Genomic DNA, 21,903 nt, shown 5'->3' with positions numbered 1-21,903 from the left:
CGTGTGACAAATGCCTTAAAAGTTCAGAAATTAGCCATTACAGCCTTTATCGCGGTTGTGATGGCTTTTCTTTTTCTCAATTTGTTCACCGTGCAGGCGCACGCCGCCGGACTGCTGGACGAAACCATTGATACGGCGCACGAGTTCAGCAGGTATCCCATTGATAACTACCAGCTTGATTTTTACGTTGATTCCTCGTGGGATTGGCTGCCATGGAACTGGCTGGACGGTATCGGCAAAACGGCGCAGTACGCAATTTACCTGTTCACGAATTTCCTGTGGACGCTGAATTTGTACATTTCAAATGCAGTTGGTTATCTGATTCAGCAGGCATATGACCTCGACTTCATCAGCAGTGCCGCCAGTGAGATCGGCAAAAACATTCAGTTGATCGCGGGTGTATCGGCCAGCGGATTTGACAGCACGGGCCTGTTTCCCGGTATGATGGCGATTGTCACGCTACTGGTTGGCGTGTACTGCACCTATGTTGGACTGGTCAAACGAGAAACGACAAAAGCGTTTCATGCGGCGCTGAATTTCGCCGTTGTGTTTGTGGTGTCGGTTGGGCTGATTGCCTACGCACCATCTGCAATTACCGGTGTAAACGAGTTTTCGAGCGACATCAGCAACGGTATTGTCGATGTGAGCGCGAAAATTCTTGCGCCGGACACGGCAGGCGAGAACACGGGCGTTTCTGCGATTCGGGACTGTTTGTTCGGTATCCAAGTCAAGCAGCCGTGGCTTATCATGCAGTTTGGCGATTCGAATGTGGAGAATATCGGAGAAGAACGGGTAAACAGCCTGCTCGGCACTTCGCCGGACGAGAATCGCGGCAAAGACAGGGAAGAAGTCGTGAAATCGGAACTGGAAGATTACGATAATGGCAATCTGACCGTAACCGAGGTGACAAGCCGGTTCGGCCTATCCGTGTTCTTCCTGATTTTCAATCTGATAGTGTCGGCGTTTGCGATTATGCTCACAGGCAGTATGCTTCTATCGCAGATTTTGTTTATCATCAGCGCGATGTTCCTGCCGGTGAGCCTGCTGATCAGCATGATTCCGGCGTTTTCTGGGACAAGCAGACGAGCAGTGATTTCGCTGTTTAACACAATTATGCTGAGAGTGGGAACAACGCTGCTGACCACGTTCGTTCTGGTGCTATCCTCGCTAGCGTACACGATTGCCAACGGAAAACCGTTCGTGGTGGTCGTATTGCTGCAGGTAATTGTGTTCGCGGGCGTGTACATGAAGCGCGACAAGCTGCTCGGCATGATCGGTCTGCGTGATGAGGGCACGGGTCGTGTCGGTCGAGCCATGACAAACCGGCCGCGCCGGACGATTTCTCGTGCTGTGAGAAAGGCACTGCCGTTTGCGGCAGGTGTTGGAGTAGGAAAGCGCTCTGCGCAGCGCCGTGCTATGCAGAGTACACAGAGAACAGCTTCAACTTCGGCAAGCCGTGAAACCGTTCAGCCGAAGAAGAAGAATCTTGGTCAGAGAGTAGGCGAAACGGCAGGCAAGATTGCGGATACGCCATCTCGCGTGCGGGATAAGGCGGTAGAAACCGTGCAAAAGGTCAAGGACGCACCGACTAATGCGGAATATGCTGTCCGCAGCAATGTGGAATCTGCACGGGAAAGTGTGCGGGAAACCATGCAGAAACGTCGAGAAGCGCGTGCTGCACAGATGGAATCTCGCAGGACTACCACGGCAAGCTGCCGGGAACAGTTATCTCAGCGAAAAAGAGAACGCAATGAGGGTAATACGGAAAAGCCCAGAACGGAAAGCACTCGTGTTGCACCAAAGGAGCGCCCAACTGTCCCCAAACAGCAGAAAACCGAACCGGAAAAGCCGTCTGCACCGCAGAATCGACCTCGGTCGGAACGGATTGAACCGACACCCAGACAGCGGGAAGATCGTCCGACGGTCAAGGATAAGCCGCAGACTACGGTTGCAGACCGCAAGCCGGACCGTCCGGCAGAACGTCCGATGGTGCCGGACAAGCCGAAAACACGATATACAATGCCAAAAGGACTGGACGAAGAAACCTTTGGTGTGGAGTTCAAACAGCGGAAAACCGGAGAAATCACGCGCAAACAGCGGCGTTCGGAGAGCCGAGGTGAGCGCAAGTGATGAAAAAGGCGGCAATGGCAGGTGCCCTGGGCTTCGGACTGCTGATTGCTTTACTTCTGTCGATGTTTCTGATTATTGCTTCGGATGATGAGGGCGGCGGAAGTAATTCGGGACTGTATATCGGTGTGAATCTCTCAGCAGAAGTGCTCGCGCATCAACCCATGGTTGAGAAGTACGCACGGCAGAACGGTATCAGCGATTATGTCTATGTCCTGCTTGCTATTATTCAGGTGGAAAGCGAGGGCAAGCTGGAGGACGTTATGCAGTCGTCTGAATCTGCCGGACTGCCGATGAATACGCTCGGCACAGAGGACAGTATCAAGCAGGGATGCAAGTATTTCGCCGAATTGGTGACAAAGGCGGACAAACTCGGCTGTGATATGGACGCTGTAATTCAAGCGTACAATTACGGCAGTGGCTTTCTGGACTTCGTTGCGAAAAACGGCAAGCGGTACACCTTTGAACTGGCACAGGAGTTTTCTCGTCAGCACTCCGGCGGCGTGAAAGTCACCTATAAAAATGAGATTTCCACGCCGATCAACGGCGGCTGGCGGTATAACTACGGCAATATGTTCTATGTCAAGTTGGTAAAGCAATATCTGACGCAGACCGGCGGTGACGCACTCGGAACGGACGCACAGAATCGCATTGTCGAGGTGGCACGAAATTCAGAAAAGTACGGTATTTCGGCTGCTGGCGGATATTGTGAAGCATGGGCGGAAGAAGTTTACCGCAAAGCGGGTGTATCCATCGACCGGCATTGTTGTGCGGGCAAAAATCGTGCGCTGTATACGGTCGGAAAGTCCAGCAAGAATATTCCGCTCGGTGCGATGGTTTACAATGACCCGGCGGTATACCAGTCCCGAACGAACGACACCTGCGGACGAAATGCGGGTCACGTCGGCATTTACATTGGCAACGGCCAGATTATTTCCAACATCGGCGGTACTGTCATTGATACCGTAGAGGGCTGGACGGCCTACTATGGCTTCGGCGGCTGGGGCTGGGGCGGCGCTGTGGTTGCACAAAAATAAGACAAAGGAGAACGAATTATGTTTCAGAAAAAGACAGAAAAGCAGCAGAAACAAAAGAAACTGCGCGTTTACACGGTGAACAGCCGCAAGCCTGCTGTGATTGCACTGTGGCTGCTGTTCGTCTGTGGATTTGCGTTTGCATTGTACAAGAACTTTACAGCGATTGACACCCATACTGTTCACGAAAAGGAGATTGTTGAGCGCCGTGTGGAGGATACCAGCGGCGTAGAAGCGTTTGTGCGGAACTTTGCGAAAACGTACTATTCATGGAGCAACAACAAGGATTCCGTTGCACAGCGTACCGATGCGCTGACCGGTTATCTGACCGAGGACCTGCAGCGTTTAACGGCTGACACCGTGAAAAGTGACGTTGCGGTTTCCTCGTCCGTGCAGGACGTTCAGATTTGGTCTGTGGCGCAGAGAGGCGAAAACGATTTTGCGGTCGTGTTCACGGTAGCGCAAACCATTTCGGACGGCAAGAAAAAGGACACCGTATTCAGCGTTTATAAAACGATGGTCCACAAGGACGATAACGGCGATATGGTTATCACGCAAGCACCGACGATCACCGGAAAGCCTGCAAAATCTGCATATACGCCAAAAGCCGCAGAACCCGACGGAACGGTTTCTGCGGCCGAGAGCGAGGATATTACGGATTTCCTGACCACTTTTTTCACGCTGTATCCGACGGCTACGGAAAAAGAGCTGTCTTACTATGTCAGCAGTGGTTCCATGCCGTCGGTAAAGTGCGTGGACTATGCGTTCAATCAACTTAAAAGCACGGTGCTGAACAAGGACGGCGATACCGTAACGGCAACTGTGGCGGTGGAATATCTGGACAGCGTTACACAAATGACGCAGATTTCGCAGTTTGAGCTTGCGCTGAAACTGGTGGATGGGAATTGGAAAATCGTCGGGTGATGTATGCGTTTGTACGGGGAAAAGTAGCAAGTAACGAAGTGTGAAAATCGAATACCGAAGAGGAAAAAGGCTCGTCGCAGAATGTTTCGATTCTGAGACGAGCCTTCTATTCTCGCGGTGGCGAGCGCAAAAATTTTATGATTCACTTGATATTTTTATACATGGATACTTAGTTTCTTGCGTTTGTGTATTTGTTTCACACCAAACCAGATAATCTTCATCAAAAGGATATAATACATAATCAATTAACCCAGAAACATTTTCGGACAAATCCAATACTTTATTGGTTGTTATATCCCACACATAAAGTGCATTTCCAGTAATCGGACGCCATGTTATAAAATCGTTTGAAGATTGCAGTTCAGCAAATTCTAAGGTGCTGTCAATATTGTTTGGATATAATTTCGTGGTGGCGTCTATCTGTTTTGACCATTTCTTATGAGCGAAGTCATAACAGTATAACGATTCTGATTTTTGCGGCTGCCACTCCGAAACGCCTACGATAAAAGAGTTTGTGATGCATATTTCCTGCAACGGTTCGGGCGGCTCGATACACATACGTTTATGTTTTTCTATGTCATATGTCCAAAGGGAACTGCCATTAGAATCATATTTTAGATAAACAACATTTTTGTCATTCACAGACGGTGAACCAAAAGTGGTTTGCATGGAATCTGCTGTATCTGCAATTTCCAATTTATGATTGTTCAAATCATAAATTTTTATTGCAGGGTAAATACCATCTTCATTAGCTGTATAGCTGGCGTAAACAACAAAGCTGCCATTTACCGAAAGCGACCACGGGTGCGGGTCAAAATTCCGTGTTTTAGGGAAGAAATCGTTTTCGCCGTCTACGAATATGATTTCTCCTGTACGCAGGTCAGCCGCGTATACAGCCCAATTTTCACCAATAGAACTTCCTACACGCAGTTCGGCGTCTTGGCTCTCGGACCAGACAAACCAATTATCCTTATAATCAAAGGTTGTCATGGTGCCGTTTGTTTGCGTGTCCAATTTAATAAGTTCCTGTTGCTCTTGGGTATTTAAGTCAACCGACCTGATATAGTTATCAGCGTAATTTTTATATAATATCTCATGGTCGGATTTGTGACCGATATAAATGCTTTTTTCAAAATCAATATAATCTGATAAGATTACTGCGGTTTCGGTGTATGGTTCAATGGAAGCAACTAAATTTTTATTTTCACGCTCTCGATAACAATAAAGACCGAACATAGTTACTACAGCTAATAGAATGCATGAAATGGAAAGGTTCTTTTTCATTACTTTTCTCCTGCAATAGCCATTATAATTTAACTCAAATATAGCTGGTAAGACTATAAAATGCTTTACAGTTATTGTGAAAGATAATCGAGTATGTAAATTGTTTATTTCATATTTGTATTATACCATTAAAAGTGGAATTTGTACTGAAAGTGCAGAGTTCAGTATGATTTTTGCAGTAAAATGCACAGATGACGAATGGCGTTTTGGAGAGCTGTTGTCTGTTGTTTTACATTTTTAAAATAATCGCTACGGTATATCGATTATTATTCGTTGCGTGTTATGGATTTCTTGATTATCTTTTTCATATTATAGCCGACGGCAACCTAAAGGACTATCTTACTATGTTAGCAATGATTCCATGCTTACATATATGGTCAGCCAGCTTAAAAGCATAGTGTTGAACAGGCATAGCGATACTGTAATGGTAACTGTGACAGTAGAATACTGGATAATGTTATGAAAATGACGCAAATTTCGCAGTTTGAGCTTGTGCTGAAACTGGTAGATGGGAATTGGGAAATTGTCGGATAAATAAAAAGCTGAGGTAATCCTCAGCTTTTTATGGTCTTGGTTTGCATTAAAAAAGTCTATCCATGTTCTGCCGCAGCATACGAACCATGCGTTCGCAGTCCAGCATAGTATTATCAGCGCCGAACATGACAGCGGTCTGATCGACCACGCTCGTATCCGGATTGCTGCTGCCGAGCACGACCCGCCCGTTCTTCACGCGGTCCATCACGGCGTCCGCGTTATCGATGAGGAAATCCAGTTCGTTCATCAGGCTGCTGTTGTAGTAGCGGATCGGATTCTCCTGCTCGGTCATGCCGCTGCGGATGGTCTGCGCTTTGCGCTTGATGGAGTCCAGCGCCGCCATGGCGGTTGCCTTATCGGTAACTACATAGTCGGTATAGCCGCCGTTTTTCACCGCAGACGCACAATTCTTGATCTTCTGCGTATCCGTCCGCATATCAAGCAGCTGCTTCATGAGATTTGTCGCGTAGGTTTCCATTTCGGCACGCTTGCTGTCACTCAGCGGCATGCGCAGGAAGATGGCGTTCACGTCATTCTCCGCCTTGGCACTGTACCACGTTACGTCCATGCCGGTCAGCTCACCGATGTTGCGCAGCGGCAGATAGATGGAATTCTGGTAAAACAGCGGATAAATGGTCACGCCCTTCTGGTTTTTGAAGGTCTGCTGTTTGCCGTCCACGAGGACCTTTACGCCCTTATCGAGCGTAGCATGACCGGTCGCACCGACATATTTCACGCCTTCCTTGTGGTACGCATCGTCATCCGCACACGGACACGACCTTTCCGTAGTACCCGACAGGAACACCGTGCGCGATGCACCGTCCCACGAGATATTTTGGCCCATCCAGCGGCCAACCGTGCGCAGCGGCATGGAGGTCGAGCCGTTGTAGCTCAGCGCCGTGTAAACCGTCTTGCCGTCCTCGCTCGGGAAGGTGGCCGGAATGCCCTCTGCATAAATGTCCGCGCTCTGCGGATTGATTTTTACGGCGGTGCGGGGCTGTGTTGTAGTCTGTGTAGCTGCCTGTTCAGCAATTTGAGCTGTAGTGTGTGCCGGAATATTTGCGGCTTGCGCGCCAATACTTGCAGCCATTAGAGAGAAAACACAAACAATACTTCCTAATATGCGTTTCAGCTTCATACGATACACCCTTTCTCTGGTTACTATAATATTGCGTATAATATTACAACGAAGCACAACGGTTACTTTCATTGTACTTCGTTGATAGGGCGCTTAGTAGATGCCGTACAGTTCGGTAGTTACCTCACCAGAACCCGACACCGCGCTGCCAAAAGCTGTGATGTTATCGCCGGGGCTAATGATAAAATTATCTGCACCATACTGAATATCATCATAAAAGAGTACAGTGCATTCACTTTTCGTATTAACAACGCGTCTCAGCTGATAGCAGTTGCTCTGACCCATTGCAGAAGTCCAAACGCTGACGTTCATCTTAGTGATAGAACGATCAATATTATGCATATATACTGCCAAACCACTGTAGTCAACATTTCCGGCCAAGCCATCGGCTAATGTGACTCCCTGGTTGCCATCAACGTTTGTATATACTGTTGCGGTACGCGAATCGCCAAGACGACGGCCATTCGGTGCAGAGCGCGCAGCCTGAAGCATAATACCAGTAGAATCAGACGCCTGTACAGCTGCATTTACAATGATAGAACCCTGCTCATCGTTGGTCGTATCTTCGGGAATTGCTACTTCTACGGGAGTCTGCGTAGTGCTGCCATCAGCCTTGACATGAACGACATTGACAGTAACATTATCACCGGCAAATGCCGAAATCGACTGAGAATTTGCGAGTGCTGAGGACGGAACATCCTGCGAATTTACTGCGCCTGCGCTCATCATAAGAGCGGATGCGGCCATACAGCCTGCGAGCGTTGTGCTCATCATCTTCTTAAATTTGCTCATAGTGTTAATAATCCCTCCATATTCTGGTGTACTCTCGATGATTGCCATCGTATGGGTGCGACAATCATTCATGCTTTTATTGTAGAATAGTATTTGGTACATTAACAATGCGGTGTTTATCTGCATGATTGCAATTTACTTTTGATTGTTGCTCGGTGTAGCAATCTATGCAGATTTTTGTTAAACCATGGGAACCACTTCCATATGATAAAATGTGTATTAAAGAATTGTTTTTGATGTTTGCATTATAACATTTGAAGTAAAATTTTCAATAGATTTGCAGAGTTTGGTATGTCTGGTGCAGAAAGATGCAAAGGTTAGTAATTAAAGCAGGATTTGGTGGATGTATCTGATAATCAGCTAAGGATATGGCGAATAAATAATACATACTTAATAATCAATAGCTAAAAACATATGTGAACGCAAATATAAGCAGACGCCAATGCGATTGGCATTGGTGTCTGCTTATGAGTGATATTGTAAGTTTCAGAGTATGCGTTGAGAATTTAGAAACCGCTTGCAAATTCATCAATCAAGAACTGACTGCCGACCTTTTTTACATAAATCAAGCAGGTAGTGCTGGTTTGATTGGGGTCATACACCGAGTTTGCGGCGGGTTTCATTGCAAAAGAACATTCAAAAACGAGTTCTTTGGCTCTTGCGGAATAATCACCGTTATAAGTGCAGGACTTTAGTTTTGCTTCTTTCATACCGAATACGCCAATGCTGTAGTCAAATCCTGCGGCATCGCCGGTGCATAGCGTATTCATCTTCTGATACTGCTGATTGCCGAACAGCGTAAAGAACTCACTGATTACATTTTTAGCAGATGAAACGTCGCTGTCAGAAAAGACAGAATCGTTGATAAGAACAGAACTGGTGCTGCCTTGCCATGTAACCGTTTTGCCCAGCCATTCGCTGACAGCGCGTATCGGCACATAAGTCGTACCCTGATAGATCAACGGTTCTACTACCTTGCCGTTTACATCGGTAGCAACCTGTTTCTGGCCGTTCAGGTAAATGGTGATGCCGCCGTAGGTTGCAGTGATTTTGCGGCCATTGACTGCGAAAGCAATCGTACCCAGCAGCATACAGCAAATCAAGCCGATAATTGGGATGCGAAAACGCTTTTTCTTCATGTGCAATACCTCCCTGAATGATTATCGTTGTTACAGCAGGTATGCGTTAGTAGTTTTTGATTACATAGAAGCTGTAATTGCCGTTCAAATCTGCCGAGGAGAACGCAGCGTCTTTTCGATCGGTGGTGTGTGCTGTGTACGCGATTTTAGCACCATCATTGATGCTTACTAACACAATATGACCCGCACCGCTCGAAGTATAGGCAAAGCTGCCAGCTGTAGCATTGGTGTAGCTGGTTTTTGTTGCATAACCCTTGTTTACCATATACGAGGGTACTGCGGATGCACGAATCCACGAAACAGAATCGGCTTTCCAAGTTGCATCGGTGGGAATACCACCAGCATGGATACACTGAGAAACGAAATTAGCGCAGTCACCGCCGTTGCCCTTATAGCTGGTATATGCCGGATTGTAAGACGACCAATACTTGTATGCGTAGTCGCGGGCGGCAATGCGGTTATAGCTGTTGTAGTTATTGATCTTGGTTGCAACCCAAGCGGGGGAAACCATCATGCTCTGAACAGCAGCCTGCGCATCTTCTGCACCATTTCGGTAAATATCATCATACGACCGCAGCTCGTACTCGTTGATATTGACATCATTGTCGAACTCGTCAAGGCCGGTTAGTGTAATGTTGTCCGGCTCGGCAACGGGTGCAGAAACCTTGATGTGATAGGTAAAATCGCTGGTTTCACCAATGTATTCGTCGAACATCTCAACAGTTGCATCCATCGACTGAACGAATGTGTCAACAACATTCTGCTGGGCCGCTGTCAGAGTAACATCCTGATCTAAGCCGAAAGTGGATTTTGCCAACTCCGCCTTATCGGATGCGGCCATTGTGGCATACGAAGAAGCGCCGAGTTCATCCAGATAGCCAGCGATGTACGGCATTTCTTCAACGCTCTGTGCTTTAAGGCGTTCGCTGACAGTTACTGTGGTTTCGTACTGAACCAAGCCGTCGGACTGGGTTACTTCACTGTCATCGAAGCGGAAGCCAACAAGCGAATAGAGGTCTTCATCGCTCTCACGGAAAAAATGCTCAATCTCGTTTTGTGCGGTTGCCTTCAACTGATTGATCGTGGCATCATCGAGTGCGTTGGGTTCCAGTGCAGCGACACCTATGTTGAGACACGAGAGAACCATTACGGAAGAAAGACTGCCTGCAAGAAACTTTTTGATAGTCATACTGCTGTTCATCTCCATGTTAGCAGTTCGGCTTGGATGAAAACTCATTAACTGAACTTACTGCATTGGAGTCATTCCCTTCATTTGGTGTATTTGTATTATACAACATATGATAAAATGCACAATATGAGTGCAGAGTTTGGTAGGTATGGTGCAGTAAAATGCACAAAGAAAGGACGACAGCTTTTAAAACTGTCGTCCATGATTTTACAAATTCAAAATAATCTCTACAGTATATTGATTATTCTCCTGATTGATTTGCATTGTGCCGCCGATTTGTTCTACTGTGGAACTGACGTTTTTCAGCCCATAACCATGAATACCCTCGCGTTTCTTAGAAGAAAATTCTGGGTCATAGGGATTGGAAATGCGGTAATATAGAATACTGTCCTTTTGTCTTAAAGTTAAACTTACGATTTTAGGCGTATCGGCAGATACACCGCTGCACGCGCGAATTGCGTTATCCAATGTATTTCCGAGAATAACACTTAAAACCAGCGGGGACAGGGCAAGCTGAGGGGAAACAAAAACGTCGATTTTTAAAGTAATACCGGCAAGCGAGGATTTTCCCAGTGCATCATTCAAAATTGCGTTAATAACCGGATGGTCTACATCAACGATTTTGCTAAGCGAATTAAATGATTTGGTAATGGTTTCGAGATATAACTCTGCTTGTGATACATCACTGTCCTTGACTAATGCAGTAACAGCAGTTAATTGCTTCTTTATATCATGCCACAGGCTTCGCGTTTGCTCGTTAGCGGATTTCATCTGTTCGTAATAAGACAGCTGAGTTTCGAGTTGCTGTTCAGCCAAACGCCGCTGCTGCTCGTTTTCGTAATTTGTACGAATAGATCGCATATATACGAAGAATACAATGTTGATGTACAAAATTCCGGCAATAGAAAGTGTTAATAATATTAAAAGAAAGTGCGATACGGTTCCGACCAATTCCAATGATACAATGCAGATAAATACACTGACGAGCTGGCAGGTCGTGAGTGGGAGCAATTCTTTGAATGGAATATCAAGTAAACCTTTTTTGCCGAACAGTGTGACAATAAAAAGAATGAGCAGCAAGTTTATCAGCTTTGCAAAGATGATAAATATGCAGCGTGCTAACCCCTGTCCGAGGATAATCGTTCGTGAAATGCCGGAGAGATAAAAAGGATATTCACATATTACGTCAACCAACACACTGAGGGTTATAAATGCTGTTGAAGTTAAAAGTGCCTTGCGAACAGTGGATTCAAAAATCGCATATGTTGATACACTGATAATGCTCCAGCTAAGTAGGATACGAAGTATACCCGGCATAGGGATACAGCTCATCACGATAATAAAAATACCTACAAGCAAGTATAAATGTCCTTTGTATTTAGTGCTGCGATATTTTGAGTAAAATCCAGATGCAAAAAGATAGAGTAGAAAAGTGTCTAATACACCACTGAGGGCTTCAATTAGCAAAGTCATATGTTTTCCCTCGCAAACTTTGTAAAAGCTGCAATGACATCTTTCTTTCGGTTTCTACTGATTTTGATGAGTTGATGGTCCTGCATTTCTATATCGTCTTTTGTTATGCGAATTACATGATGCAGATTGATTAAGAAACTGGCATGAATACGAAGAAAATTGGCTGATGATAATTGGGGTTCGACCTCTTTCAGGCTCAAGCGAGCTTTGTAAATCTGCTGCTGTGTATGAACGAAAAGCATATAATTACGAGACTCGAAATACAGAATTTCTTGTACAGGGATACGATACAATTCGCCGTTCGAGGAGAATGTAAAATACTGCGGAATAATCAGACGCAAAGCGCGCTTTAGAACTTCGTGGAACTTTGCCTCATTAAGAGGTTTTACAAGATAATGAAAAGCCACATCATAACCACGAATCGTATATTCGGTGCTCTTGGTTACAAAAACAATAAGCGGTTTTGCGCTTCCTGACATAAGTTCTTCTGCAGCATCAAAGCCATTTGTATCATCCATTTCAATATCCAGAAAAATCAATGGGAAAAATGTCGTCTTCGCTGCTGCCAGCAGTTCGTCTGCTGAGGAAAAAAGGACAATAGATAATTCGGGGGCATATCGCTTGACTAATGCTTCGATATTGAGCCGTTCCTGATCTTCATCATCACAAATTGCAATTCGCATAAATACTCCTGTTAAAAATCACATCTCGAAATAAGTTTTAACATTCCAAGGGCTAATTGTTGCTGTTTCTTTGAGAGTTTGGAATAGAGTTGTGCGTATTCTTGCTTCAGTTTTGCGCTTTCTTCGAGTGTTGATGTGCAGAATAAAGATTGTACATCAAGTTCTAATGTCTCAATCAACTGTAATAAAACCGGATAAGATGGATAACTGAGTCCGCGTTCAATTTGGCCGATATATCCGGCGGTTTTTCCGATTTTCTCAGCAAGACGCTCTTGCGTCAACCCTAACTCTTTTCGTTTGGCTTGAATAATTTCTCCAAGACCTGTCATTTATAATCACCTCAGGTATAGCGATACTATTATTCTAAGTAGTATGGATACCAATTAGAAGCGACTAATACTATTATTTTATAATAGTTATACTATCTTTTCAACTAATTACTGCAAAAACATGACTAAACTCTGCAAGGACATTGAAATACTTCAAGAGGTCGATATAATAGTGGGTATCAGGTATAGTAAAGTAAATAAGAGAGAATAGAGTATTTTTATGAAGAAATTTGTCGATTCTTATTGTAACTATCTCCAAAAGAAGCGGATTATTGTATCAAATGAGCAATGGGAAATCTGTGCGTATGGCTTGGAATTGATTGTTTCTGCAGTTCTAAATATTGTAATTTTGGTAATGTGTTCATTTATACTACATGAAGAAAGGTATATTTTATTTTACTTTTTGGGATTTATTCCGTTGCGCTTGTTTGCAGGGGGATACCATGCGGATAATCATTTGAATTGCTGTATAATATTTGCAGGAATTTACTTGGTATCAGTTTTTCTGAGATGTATTGCTGAGCCTCCTTTAGTTCTTTGCTTCATTGTGATTGAAACAATATTGATTTTGCTGTTATCTCCGGTCGAATCAGCTAATAAACAGATTACATACAAACGTCGTAGAATTAGCAGAAATAGAAGTATATGGATATTGCTGGCGAATGTGGTTGTATGTATAGTATTTCTTTGGGTTCAGCCCAATAACAGTTATATAGAATACTATCTTATCAGTGGATTTTTAGCATCATCTACGATGATTGCTGGAAAAATAAAATTACATTTTGCAAGTCGTAAAAAGGAGGGTGCATCTTTATGAAAAAATTTATCAACTGGTGTATTGTGCATGGTGGTCAGATTATTACTGCACTGGCAATTGTTGCAGCAACCGCTTCTGTGGGCACTACTTGTCTGTTTGAATCGTATCAGCCGGAAGTTCCAGAATGCCTTCGTGAGCGATAATATGTGGGCGGATGTACAAATATTGAAGTAAAAAATTCAAATCTGTAAAATTTGATCAGAACGCTACTGCAATCCTAATCAAGGGTGTTGTCAGTAGCGTTTTGATTTGTAAAATGTTTTATGAAGCAAAGCCATTTGTATAGCTTAATAGCTGTGCGAAAGGCTTTATTTTTTTGCCCTAAAATCAAAAAGTGCAGAGTATTTCGCTCTTTTATAGATTCCTGGCAAGCCTGTATTGCCCGCTATCCATAATCTCCAATCTCAAACAAAAACTTTGAGATTGGAGCTTGAAAATGAAAAAGTGGCAGAAAAACCGCAACTACAAGCGGATTAAAGATAAGGACGGCAACGTGGTTGCAAACATCATCACTGTGTTCGGACAGGATGTAGAGGTTTCGGACGAGATATTTGATACATACTCGCAGATGGACCGGCGTGCAAGATATATCGGAGAGGATATTCCCGCAGAGAGCGAAATATCGCTGGAACGCACGATTGAGGATGGTATACATATCAAAACGTTGGAAAACGCAGAACTGAGTGCGGAGGAATATTGCTTGCTTGAGGAAGAAGCAGAACATGAAGCAAAAATGCTGGATGAGTTGCCTAAAGTTATTGAATCACTGCCGGAAAGTGACAAAAAGCTGATTAAAGCGCTGTACTATGACGGCTATTCGACCCGAGAATATGCACAAAAATTGGGTATTACGCAGGCTGCAATGCTTAAGCGCCGAAATCGTATTTTGAAGTATCTGAAAAAATATTTTGAAAAATTCTGATTTTCAGGGTGTTCAGTAGGCGTTTTTCTTGGGGGTACAGTGAGGGGATAAATATTCTCTCACTGCTCCTTGGCAACTGAACATCAAACATCAGGTACAAATTCTGTGCGGAGAGCTGCGGCGCAAAGCCGCGAACTGTCGGGCGGCTCCCGACAAGGCGATGACCCGCATAGATGATAATGATACTCCCGATCAGTCACCGTCCGAGCGTTGAAAGCGTCGCAGGCTATGAGATCGGACAACGAGATAGGTGCAATGCCTGTGAGGTCGGTACGCTGCTGACCGCCTGATGTTTCCCGGCAGCCGGGGGTGAGGACGAATAGGCTGACAGAGAAATGCGAGGTGATGATATATATGATAGTGTAAAAATCCAGACAACAGAATAATCACAAACCGGAAGAACCGCATGGATTCCTCCGGTTTTGCTTTTACAGAGAGGTTTATCTATGGAATGGAAAAACGCAAATAAGATACTGCCGGAACGCGGTCATCGGGTTCTGTGCCTGTATCCGAACGGCAAAATGGACGTACAGCTTTACTTAGGCCGTGAGAGTTTCGTTCACGATCTGTACGGACGCTGTATTTTCTGGACGGAACTGCCGAAACGCCCGAAAGCCTATTTTAAGCTGATGGGACGCAATGAATAAAGAACAGCAGGCAATCGCTCGTCTGGCAGAGCGGGGAAGAAGTGCTGCACTGGTGGCTGCAGGACGGCGTGCTGCCGGGGCAGTTGAGTATTTCAGATTACTTAACAGAAATGGAGTGAAGGAGTGAAACAATGTCAATCATAAAGCGAATCACCTCAGCAGGACTGTCGCTGGCGATGGCGGCAACGATTATCCCAAGTTCGTTTGCCGTCAGCACGAAGTCTGCAAGCACGCTGTCCTCGGTGACGGCAAAATATCTTGACACAGAAAACGGCAAGGAGATTGCCAAAAAGCAGACATACAGCGTCACACACGAGGAAAAGTCCCCGCAGACGATCACAAACTACACCTACGCAGATTATACCGAAAGTGTTGAGTATGTGTATTCGCATAAGGACTTGACCTATATCATCGGTTATCCCGACAAGGGCGTACACCCGAACGGTGATCTGACCCGCGCCGAAGCTGCTATGATCTTCTACCGTCTGTATGACGGTGATTATCCCAGCTTCACGCGCCGTATGTCAAACAGCACCTTCAAGGATGTAAGCGCAAAGAACTGGTTCTATGAGCCGGTCGAAACGCTGTACAATATCGGTCTGCTGGAAGGTAAGTCCAAGGACAGCTTTGCACCGAACGCGCCCATCAGTCGTGCGGAGTTCGCCGCGCTGGCGGCTCGTTTCCAGAACCTCAAATACACCAGCGGCAAGGTTTTTTCCGATGTAGAGAAAGGTCACTGGGCATACAGCTATATCAACGCTGCGAGCGAAGCAGGATGGATTCAGGGCTATCCCGACGGCACTTTCCGTCCCGACAAGGAGATTACCCGAACCGAAACCGTAACGCTGGTGAACAGCATGATTAACCGCACTGTTACCCGCGAAAAGCTGAAAGCACTGAAAGTGCGAAATCCGTACAACGATCTTGCAGAATCGTTCTGGGGCTACACAAACCTTATGGAAGCAACGGTATCCCATACCGCCGAAGAATGGCATGACGCGAAGTACAACGATGGCAAGTACAATATCATTGTCGAGAAATTCGTGGACATGAGCGGCAAGGAGATCGCAAAGTCTGTCACTACGGCGGGCAAGGCAGAAACCGCGCCGAAATCCATTCCGGCGTATGAGTATCGCGGCTATATTCGCACGATTACTTATAAGTACAGCACCGGTGATGCGCTCCCGTCCATCGAAAAGACGGCAAGCGTCAAGGACGCTAAGGTAGGCGATGAGATCACTTACACGATCAAGCTGTCAAACGATAAAAAGGCAAGTTCCGCATGGAAAAGCGTTGTTTTGACTGACAACATTCCGTCCAGTCTGACTTTCGTTGAGGGTAGCGTGTATGTGAACAATGTAGCGGCTACCCACACTGCAAAGAACGGCACTCTGACCGTGGGCCTCGGTGATATTGCCGCTGGCAAGACCGTGATTGCCACTTTCAAGGCAAAAATCAACGGTGATATGTACAATCAGACGATCTACAACACCGCTGTTGCCAAGGGTACGAACGGTTATGTGACCGCTGCGGACGGCAAGAAAACCAACATTTACGAGGACAAGGACGATGGCGTGTATGTCAAAAAGGGCGATACCGCGCCGTATGTGACCAAGACTGCGGATAAAGAAACCGCGAATGTCGGTGACAAGATCACCTACACCGTCAAGGTTGGCAACGGTGACGGTGCTGTTTACGAAATCGAAAACGCTAAAATGGCAGATACCATTCCGGCTGAATTTGACTTCGTAGACGGCAGCGTGCAGGTGGATGGCAAGTCCTATCCGTACAGCTATGACAACGCCAGCCGCAAGCTGTCTGTTGTGATCGGCAATCTGAAGCCGAACGCTGCCCGCACCGTAACTTTCGCTGTGACCGTGGGCAAGTCGGCTTACGGCAAGACCGTACACAACACCGCTGTCCTCTCCGGCGATAACATCAAGGACACCGAGGACAAGGACAAGGGCGTTGAGATTGGTGACGGCAAGACCAAGCCGGAAGTTACCAAGACTGCGGACAAGTCCGCTGCCAATGTTGGCGATAAAGTGACTTACACCATCAAGCTGGCAAACGGCGAGTTCGCAAGCGTGACAATCAAGGGCGCTGTGCTGACCGATACCATTCCGAACGGACTGGATATTCAGTACGGTTCTGTCACGCTCAACGGCAAGCTGACCAACGATTACAGCTATGATGAAGCATCCCGCGTTCTGACCGTCAAGGTCGGTGATCTCGGCGTGGAAGAAAGCGCAACGGTAACTTTCGTTGCAGTGGTCAACACCGCCGCATACGGCAAGACTATCTACAACACCGCTGTGATGAAGTCCGACAACACGCCGGACACCAGCGGCAAGGACAATGGCGTAACCGTTGGTGACGGCAAGGCAAAGCCACAGATCGACAAGACTGCAAACAAGTCCTCTGCCCGCGTGGGCGATAAGATTGCGTACACGCTGACCGTAAAGAATGATGATACCGCAACTGTTCCGGTTGAGAACGGCGTTATCACCGATGTTCTTCCGGCTGGACTGACCTTTGAATACGGTTCTGTCACGCTGAACGGCAAGAACACCAACGATTACACCTACGATGAAAACACCCGCCTGCTGACCGTCCAGATCGTCACGATTGAGCCGGATGCAAAGCAGATCATCGGCTTTACCGCAACGGTGAACGAATCCGCGTACAACACCATCATCCAGAACCTTGCAACGCTGACCTCTGATAATGCAGACCCGGTGCAGGACAAGGACGATGGTGTAGCAATCGCAGACGGTGACGTGCTGCTGACTGTTTCCAAGTCCGCAGACAAAACCATTGCTAAGGTTGGCGATACGATCACCTACACCGTAAACGCAGCGAATGCGACTGGTGCAGATGTGAATATCCGCGACGCGGTTATGACCGATACCATTCCGGACGGACTGACCTTCCGCGGCAATGTAACCGTAGACGGCTACTCCGCAGAATATCAGTACGACAATACCGGCAAGACCCTGACCGTATCGCTCGGTGAGATCGCGCCGAACCAGACCAAGGCTATCCGCTTTGATGTAACTGTGAACAGCGATGCTTACGGTATGCACATTGAAAATACCGCCCTCGTCAGCGGCAGCAATACGCCGGACAAGAGCGGTACGGATAACGGTGTGGATATTGAAGATGGTACGGCAGATGGTCATGCGAGCAGCAAGACCGCAAACAAGACCACCGCAGCAGTTGGTGATACGATTACCTATTCTATCCGCCTGGAAAACGGTGCAGCAGCTACCGCTGATTGGGAGAACATGAAAGTGATTGACGTTTTGCCTGACGGCGTAAGTTTTGCAGGAAACGTGCAGGAGAATGGTTCTGCAACGGTAAACTACTCCTACAACGCCGACACTAAGACGATCACCTTCACGCCGGATGCTATCGCAGCAGGCGCACAGACCGTTCTTAGCTTCGATGTAACCGTAGATGATGGTTCGCAGGGCAAGTTCATTGTCAATACCGCTATCCTCGATGATAACGGCAAGGAAACGCCCATGCCGGACGGCGGCGTTCAGATTGACGAGGGCGAAGCGGCTCCGATCGTCAACAAGACTGCCAGCGTCACCACTGCCAATGTAGGCGATACTTTCACCTACACCGTTACCGCCAAGAACGGCAATAAGGCAACTGCCGCATGGAAGAATGTCGTAATGACCGATACGCTCCCGACTGGCGTTAAGCTGGTAGGCGGCGTGTATCTCAACAATGAGTTCGCGCTGTATCATTTGAGCGGCAATGCGCTGTCTGTACTCGTAGGTGATCTTGAACCGGGTGAATCGGCTGAAATCACTTTTGACGTGCAGGTGCTTGAAAATGCGGCTGGAACAACGATTACCAATACGGCTTCACTTGACGGCGATAACGGTCACGGCACTGCAACGGATAAGGGTGTAACGATTCCTGACACGACAGAACAGCCGGACGACACCACCGCGTTTTATGTCACCAAAGAGGTGGATAAAACTGTGGTGAATGTGGGTTCTGGCGTTTCGGCAGACTGCAAACGTGCCACTTTTACCATCACGGTTGGCAACGATTCTAACCAGACGTGGAAACGGGTTATTCTCAAAGACACGCTGGATACTACGCTGGTAACGCCGGTTTTGAAGAACAACGTCTATGTGGACGGTGTTCTGAACGGCAAATGGAGTTTCCAGAACAAAGTGTTCACGCTGGAACTCGGTGACATTGGTCCGCATGAAAAACGTGTAGTGAAAATTACGGTTGAGTTTAAGACCGACGCTGGCGGCAAGACGTACACGAATCTTGCCGCGGCCACGGGTGCCAATGGTTTCGCTTCGGGCCGCTCGCCGGAGATTGAAGTCGTTTCGTCTGGTACACCGGAGCTGACGGATATTCACTATCAGCTGTTCGGTGGCTACGCGGACGGCCTGTGGCGGCCGAATGATCGCGTATCCCTGCAGGAAGCCTGCACGGTTGTATATCGTCTGATTGCTAACGGCGGCAACACTTGGCTGCCGCGCGGCACGGCTACCGTTCCGAAATACAAGTACGATATTCCGGAAGAAGCAAAGTATTTCGTTTCCATCGGCGTTCTGCCTGCGTCCGCATTTGATACCGCTCGCATGGACGAGGGTGACGATTACGAGATCAACTATACGATCTCGAAGAACGGTTATCTGCGTATCTGGGCTACATCTGGTCAGCTTAATTCACTGGTGGCGTATGCGACAAAGGCAAACATTGGCCTGAGCGGTGATGTATCCCGTCTGACGTTCGCAAAGGCAATCTGCCAGATTACCGGACGCGACACCTCGCCGGATGTTTCCGATTACAGCGGCAATCTCCGTACATGGGCGGATGCGCCCTCGTCCGTCGTGACCGAGGTTTCGCACGAACACGATTTCATCATGGACAGTGACCGCAACGAATACTGGATTTGAGAGTAGAATGAGAAAACCCGCCTGTTTTGCAGCAGGCGGGTTTTACATTAGCAGAGAGCAACATAGGCTATTCTGAAAGGAAGGGTGAAGCCGTATGGCAAAACAGCAGATCAAAGCGGTTTGCACACACGTTTTTCAGAATGGAGGGGAAACCTGCGACCGGAAACGATTTACAGAGAAATGGGTAGAGATGATCAATCGTATCGAACGGACAGAAACGAAAATTACGGAGAAAAGGCAATGACAAAAGTGCAGTTATGCGTTACAATAAAAGTAGGAAACAGCTTGTTCTTATCTGAATGAGGGATAGAACATGAAAAAAGCAGCAATTTATTGCCGTTTATCCGAGGAAGATAAAAACAAGCTATGTGCGACCGATGATTCGGGCAGCATTCAGAATCAGAAAGCAATGCTGGTGCAGTATGCAGAAGAACAGGGGTGGGAAGTTTATCAGATTTACAGTGATGATGATTATACTGGTGCAGACAGGCGGCGGCCGCAGTTTAAGCGGCTGCTGAAAGACGCAGAACAGCACAAGTTCGATATTATCCTCTGCAAAACACAGTCACGTTTTACCCGTGAATTGGAACTGGTGGAAAAGTATATCCACGGTCTGTTTCCCATCTGGGGTATCCGTTTTGTCAGCATTGTAGACAATGCGGATACGGACAATAAGGGCAACAAGAAATCACGTCAGATCAACGGTCTTGTAAACGAATGGTATCTGGAAGATATGTCGGATAACATTCGCAGCGTACTGACCAACCGCCGTGTCAACGGTTTGCATATCGGTGCGTTTGCACTATACGGCTACCGCAAAGACCCTGACCGCAAAGGGCATTTGCTGATAGACGAAGAAGCGGCAGCAGTAGTCCGTGAGGTGTTCAATCTATTTGCACAGGGATATGGGAAAACTTCGATCGCCCGTATTTTGAACACACGCGGGATTCCCAATCCCACCGAGTACAAACGACAGCATGGCTTACGCTACAAGCAGGCGGTGAGCAAAAACAGCACCTTGTGGAAATACTTTGCGATTGCGGATATGCTGGAAAATGAAATTTACATCGGCAATATGGTGCAGGGCAAGTATGGCAGTGTGTCGTATAAAACCAAGCAGTGTAAGCCGCGTCCGAAAGATCAGTGGTATGTTGTGCGTGGTACGCACGAGCCGATTATTGACCAGGAACTGTGGAACAAGGTATGTCGGCGGCGAGCAGAGCGCAGCAGACCGTTCAGTGATGGAAAAATTGGTATTTTCGCACGCAAAGCACGGTGCGCATATTGCGGCTATACGCTTCGGTCCTCCAAGACGCAGGACCGGCACTATCTGCAATGTCCGAATCGGCATATCTCTGTGGAAGCCTGTCCCGGTGCGTTTATTGCGGTCAGCCATTTGGAGGAAGCTGTACTGGAAGAGCTGAACCGGATGGCGCAGGAATTTCTCGATAAGGATGAAGCGGCCGAGAGCGTAGCGTTCTGCAAGGATTTGCAGAAACAGAAGAAATGCCTGCAAAAGGAGATCAACACCTATCGTCAGAAGCAGGAGGAATATACAACAGGCATTCGCAATCTGTACCTCGACAAGGTAAAGGGACTGCTGACAGAGCAGGACTATCTTGCTATGTCGAAAGATTTTGCCGGAGAGCGTGATCGGCTGGAGCATGTGATCGAGGATGGCGAAAAGCAGATGCGAGAACTTGAGGAGCGAATCGCTATCGGAGATAACCGCCGTGCGCTGGTCGAGAAGTACATGAACATTGAGCACCTGAATCGTGAGATGGTCGATACGCTGATTGACTATGTGACTGTCGGTCGGCGCGCAAAGGGCACGAAAACGGTTCCCATAGAGATTCATTGGAATTTTTGATCAATTATCGTTCAATGAGTATACCGCGTATGATAATATACAGAAATGCGGCGATATATACACT

18 protein-coding genes are annotated in these 21,903 nt (G+C 46.9%); 10 read left to right on the top strand and 8 right to left on the bottom strand.

Annotated elements, in window-relative coordinates; genetic code table 11:
* Nucleotides 1-3 precede the first annotated feature (3 nt).
* From DW088_RS07040 to DW088_RS07030, 3 genes are read left to right on the top strand one after another with little or no spacing between them, the layout of a single operon-like run.
* Nucleotides 4-2,130 (top strand): CD3337/EF1877 family mobilome membrane protein, encoded by a 2,127-nt coding sequence (locus tag DW088_RS07040; protein WP_118360189.1) that lies wholly within the window; start codon nt 4-6, stop codon nt 2,128-2,130.
* Complete coding sequence (locus DW088_RS16730) at nt 2,130-3,164, top strand: lysozyme family protein (RefSeq protein ID WP_118360188.1); 1,035 nt, start codon at nt 2,130-2,132, stop codon at nt 3,162-3,164. The genes DW088_RS07040 and DW088_RS16730 overlap by 1 nt, the downstream gene beginning before the upstream one ends.
* An 18-nt stretch (nt 3,165-3,182) precedes the next feature.
* Complete coding sequence (locus tag DW088_RS07030; protein ID WP_118360187.1) at nt 3,183-4,085, top strand: conjugal transfer protein; 903 nt, start codon at nt 3,183-3,185, stop codon at nt 4,083-4,085.
* Nucleotides 4,086-4,220: 135 nt separating this feature from the next.
* Here the strand turns inward: DW088_RS07030 and DW088_RS07025 are convergent, their stop codons facing one another.
* The 8 genes from DW088_RS07025 to DW088_RS06990 all read right to left on the bottom strand — a co-directional run bounded on the left by DW088_RS07025 (nt 4,221) and on the right by DW088_RS06990 (nt 12,646).
* Nucleotides 4,221-5,369: a hypothetical protein gene (locus DW088_RS07025; protein WP_118360186.1), complete on the bottom strand. Its 1,149-nt coding sequence runs from the start codon at nt 5,367-5,369 to the stop codon at nt 4,221-4,223.
* 580 nt (nt 5,370-5,949) lie between these two features.
* A complete protein-coding gene (locus DW088_RS07020; protein WP_158574628.1) occupies nt 5,950-6,993 on the bottom strand; it encodes a stalk domain-containing protein in 1,044 nt (347 codons plus the stop codon).
* A 141-nt stretch (nt 6,994-7,134) separates the two neighbouring features.
* Nucleotides 7,135-7,833: a hypothetical protein gene (locus DW088_RS07015; RefSeq protein ID WP_117491610.1), complete on the bottom strand. Its 699-nt coding sequence runs from the start codon at nt 7,831-7,833 to the stop codon at nt 7,135-7,137.
* 506 nt (nt 7,834-8,339) lie between these two features.
* Nucleotides 8,340-8,972: a copper amine oxidase N-terminal domain-containing protein gene (locus tag DW088_RS07010; protein WP_117491608.1), complete on the bottom strand. Its 633-nt coding sequence runs from the start codon at nt 8,970-8,972 to the stop codon at nt 8,340-8,342.
* Nucleotides 8,973-9,018: 46 nt separating this feature from the next.
* Nucleotides 9,019-10,161, bottom strand: a complete 1,143-nt coding sequence (locus DW088_RS07005) for an amidase domain-containing protein (RefSeq protein WP_158574627.1) — start codon at nt 10,159-10,161, stop codon at nt 9,019-9,021.
* 207 nt (nt 10,162-10,368) lie between these two features.
* Nucleotides 10,369-11,634, bottom strand: a complete 1,266-nt coding sequence (locus tag DW088_RS07000; protein WP_118360183.1) for a sensor histidine kinase — start codon at nt 11,632-11,634, stop codon at nt 10,369-10,371.
* Nucleotides 11,631-12,317, bottom strand: a complete 687-nt coding sequence (locus DW088_RS06995; RefSeq protein ID WP_117491603.1) for a LytR/AlgR family response regulator transcription factor — start codon at nt 12,315-12,317, stop codon at nt 11,631-11,633. Before DW088_RS06995 ends, DW088_RS07000 begins: the two co-directional genes overlap by 4 nt.
* Before the next feature lie 11 nt (nt 12,318-12,328).
* The gene (locus DW088_RS06990; protein ID WP_117491601.1) at nt 12,329-12,646 is read right to left on the bottom strand and encodes a helix-turn-helix domain-containing protein; all 318 of its coding nucleotides are present in this window, start codon (nt 12,644-12,646) and stop codon (nt 12,329-12,331) included.
* 220 nt (nt 12,647-12,866) lie between these two features.
* On the opposite strand from DW088_RS06990, the gene DW088_RS06985 reads away from it, so the two are divergent.
* The 7 genes from DW088_RS06985 to DW088_RS06955 all read left to right on the top strand — a co-directional run bounded on the left by DW088_RS06985 (nt 12,867) and on the right by DW088_RS06955 (nt 21,839).
* Complete coding sequence (locus DW088_RS06985) at nt 12,867-13,463, top strand: accessory gene regulator B family protein (RefSeq protein ID WP_118360182.1); 597 nt, start codon at nt 12,867-12,869, stop codon at nt 13,461-13,463.
* Nucleotides 13,460-13,606 (top strand): cyclic lactone autoinducer peptide, encoded by a 147-nt coding sequence (locus tag DW088_RS06980; protein ID WP_117491597.1) that lies wholly within the window; start codon nt 13,460-13,462, stop codon nt 13,604-13,606. Before DW088_RS06985 ends, DW088_RS06980 begins: the two co-directional genes overlap by 4 nt.
* 293 nt (nt 13,607-13,899) lie before the next feature.
* On the top strand, nt 13,900-14,385 hold the full coding sequence (locus tag DW088_RS06975) for a sigma-70 family RNA polymerase sigma factor (protein ID WP_118360181.1): 486 nt from the start codon (nt 13,900-13,902) through the stop codon (nt 14,383-14,385).
* Between the two features lie 446 nt (nt 14,386-14,831).
* On the top strand, nt 14,832-15,032 hold the full coding sequence (locus DW088_RS06965; protein ID WP_110437253.1) for a hypothetical protein: 201 nt from the start codon (nt 14,832-14,834) through the stop codon (nt 15,030-15,032).
* Nucleotides 15,033-15,163: 131 nt separating this feature from the next.
* The gene (locus tag DW088_RS06960; protein ID WP_118360180.1) at nt 15,164-19,969 is read left to right on the top strand and encodes an S-layer homology domain-containing protein; all 4,806 of its coding nucleotides are present in this window, start codon (nt 15,164-15,166) and stop codon (nt 19,967-19,969) included.
* A gap of 94 nt (nt 19,970-20,063) precedes the next feature.
* Entirely contained in the window at nt 20,064-20,213 is a 150-nt protein-coding gene (locus tag DW088_RS16055) for a hypothetical protein (RefSeq protein ID WP_188885711.1), read from the top strand.
* A gap of 69 nt (nt 20,214-20,282) precedes the next feature.
* Nucleotides 20,283-21,839 (top strand): recombinase family protein, encoded by a 1,557-nt coding sequence (locus tag DW088_RS06955; protein WP_118360179.1) that lies wholly within the window; start codon nt 20,283-20,285, stop codon nt 21,837-21,839.
* Nucleotides 21,840-21,903 lie beyond the last annotated feature (64 nt).

This window comes from Butyricicoccus sp. AM05-1, assembly GCF_003474415.1.
In the GTDB taxonomy this organism is placed as follows: Bacteria; Bacillota; Clostridia; order Oscillospirales; family Butyricicoccaceae; genus Agathobaculum; species Agathobaculum butyriciproducens.
Note: the sequence above shows the minus strand (reverse complement) of the source record. Positions and strands in the feature narration are given on the sequence as shown.

Coding starts and splice junctions, on each gene's coding strand:
- DW088_RS16730 (WP_118360188.1), top strand. CDS start 2,130: ATGAAAAAGGCGGCAATGGCAGGTGCCCTGGGCTTCGGACTGCTGATT.
- DW088_RS07030 (WP_118360187.1), top strand. CDS start 3,183: ATGTTTCAGAAAAAGACAGAAAAGCAGCAGAAACAAAAGAAACTGCGC.
- DW088_RS07025 (WP_118360186.1), bottom strand. CDS start 5,369: ATGAAAAAGAACCTTTCCATTTCATGCATTCTATTAGCTGTAGTAACT.
- DW088_RS07020 (WP_158574628.1), bottom strand. CDS start 6,993: ATGGCTGCAAGTATTGGCGCGCAAGCCGCAAATATTCCGGCACACACT.
- DW088_RS07015 (WP_117491610.1), bottom strand. CDS start 7,833: ATGAGCAAATTTAAGAAGATGATGAGCACAACGCTCGCAGGCTGTATG.
- DW088_RS07010 (WP_117491608.1), bottom strand. CDS start 8,972: ATGAAGAAAAAGCGTTTTCGCATCCCAATTATCGGCTTGATTTGCTGT.
- DW088_RS07005 (WP_158574627.1), bottom strand. CDS start 10,161: ATGACTATCAAAAAGTTTCTTGCAGGCAGTCTTTCTTCCGTAATGGTT.
- DW088_RS07000 (WP_118360183.1), bottom strand. CDS start 11,634: ATGACTTTGCTAATTGAAGCCCTCAGTGGTGTATTAGACACTTTTCTA.
- DW088_RS06995 (WP_117491603.1), bottom strand. CDS start 12,317: ATGCGAATTGCAATTTGTGATGATGAAGATCAGGAACGGCTCAATATC.
- DW088_RS06990 (WP_117491601.1), bottom strand. CDS start 12,646: ATGACAGGTCTTGGAGAAATTATTCAAGCCAAACGAAAAGAGTTAGGG.
- DW088_RS06985 (WP_118360182.1), top strand. CDS start 12,867: ATGAAGAAATTTGTCGATTCTTATTGTAACTATCTCCAAAAGAAGCGG.
- DW088_RS06980 (WP_117491597.1), top strand. CDS start 13,460: ATGAAAAAATTTATCAACTGGTGTATTGTGCATGGTGGTCAGATTATT.
- DW088_RS06975 (WP_118360181.1), top strand. CDS start 13,900: ATGAAAAAGTGGCAGAAAAACCGCAACTACAAGCGGATTAAAGATAAG.
- DW088_RS06965 (WP_110437253.1), top strand. CDS start 14,832: ATGGAATGGAAAAACGCAAATAAGATACTGCCGGAACGCGGTCATCGG.
- DW088_RS06960 (WP_118360180.1), top strand. CDS start 15,164: ATGTCAATCATAAAGCGAATCACCTCAGCAGGACTGTCGCTGGCGATG.
- DW088_RS16055 (WP_188885711.1), top strand. CDS start 20,064: ATGGCAAAACAGCAGATCAAAGCGGTTTGCACACACGTTTTTCAGAAT.
- DW088_RS06955 (WP_118360179.1), top strand. CDS start 20,283: ATGAAAAAAGCAGCAATTTATTGCCGTTTATCCGAGGAAGATAAAAAC.